Below are 1,323 nucleotides of genomic sequence, written 5' to 3'. Positions count from 1 at the left end.
TGAGGTTCCCCCGAGATGCGGAGTGTGTTGACAGAGGGTCAGATGGTTCTCATGAGAGGAACATCGACCATGGCCGCCCCCAGAAAGTACTCGCTGGAGTTGCGTGAGCGTGCGGTGCGGATGTACCGGACCTCCGACCCGAAGCCGCAGATCAAGAAGCTGGCCGTCCATCTCGGTGTGCATCCCGAGGCCCTGCGCGGCTGGATCCGGCAGGCCGAGGCCGATGCCGGCGAGCGCGACGACCGGCTCACCACCGACGAGCGGGCCGAGCTCGTGGCCCTGCGCAAGGAGAACGCCCAGCTCAAGCGGGCCAACGACGTGCTGCGGACGGCCTCGGCTTTTTTCGCGGCGCAGCTCGACCCGACCCGGCCCAGGTGACGGCGCTCCTCGACGAGCATCCCCGCCTGGGAGTCGAGTGCGTTCTGCGGGAACTGCACATCGCCTCCTCCACCTACTACCGCTGGCGCCTCGCGGAGAAGGACCCGTGCGAACGGCGGCGCCGCGACGTCGAGCTGACCGAGCGGATCAAGGAGATCCACGCGGAGTCCGGCGGCAATTACGGCTCGCCGCGCGTGCACGCCGTCCTCAGACGCGAGGGCACGCGCGTGGGCCGCAAGCGGGTCGAGCGGCTGATGCGCGAGGCCGACATCGCGGGCGTCAGCCCACGGCGGAAGGGCTTCACGCGCCGCGATCCCAAGGCCACGCTCGCCCCGGACCTGGTCAACCGGGACTTCACCGCACCGGCGCCGAACCGGCTGTGGGTCACCGACCTGACGATGATCTCCACAGGCGAGGGACCGTTGTGGCTCTCGGCCATCCGGGACGCCTTCTCCCGCCGGGTGGTCGCGTGGGAGACCTCTGCCCGCGCAGACGCCGACCTGGTCCTGACCACCCTGGAGTACGCGCTCGCGTCCCGTGAGGTCGAGCCCGGCAAGCTCATCCATCACGCCGACCACGGCTGTCAGTACACATCCATCAAGCTCACAACTCGACTGCTGCGAGCGGAAGTTGAGGCATCCATGGGGTCCGTCGGGGACTCGTACGACAACGCCCTCGCGGAGAACCTCTGGATGCTGATCAAAACCGAATGCATCCGAGGCCGCACCTTCACGACGAGGGCCGAGGCCAACCTCGCGCTCTTCGAATACATCGACGGCTTCTATAACTCCCGCCGCATCCAGGAACGGCTCGGCTTCCTCAGCCCGATCGAGTTCGAGGAGAAGCACTACGCCGAGCAGGCGACAGCCGAACCAACGAATCTGAACACCCATCAACCCCTGCTGACCAGCTGATCAGCACCTCCCGCATGACGGGGGAACCTCA

2 protein-coding genes are annotated in these 1,323 nt (G+C 67.1%); both read left to right on the top strand.

Annotation, left to right across the window (positions count from 1 at the left end):
* Positions 1 to 69 precede the first annotated feature (69 nt).
* The gene (locus tag ACWD1Z_RS37660; protein WP_451125446.1) at positions 70 to 378 is read left to right on the top strand and encodes a transposase; all 309 of its coding nucleotides are present in this window, start codon (positions 70 to 72) and stop codon (positions 376 to 378) included.
* Positions 375 to 1,292, top strand: coding sequence for an IS3 family transposase (locus ACWD1Z_RS37655; protein ID WP_451125444.1), 918 nt, complete (start codon positions 375 to 377; stop codon positions 1,290 to 1,292). The genes ACWD1Z_RS37660 and ACWD1Z_RS37655 overlap by 4 nt, the downstream gene beginning before the upstream one ends.
* The last annotated feature ends 31 nt before the right edge of the window (positions 1,293 to 1,323 follow it).

This window comes from Streptomyces sp. NPDC002784 (assembly GCF_053592135.1).
Note: the sequence above shows the minus strand (reverse complement) of the source record. Positions and strands in the feature narration are given on the sequence as shown.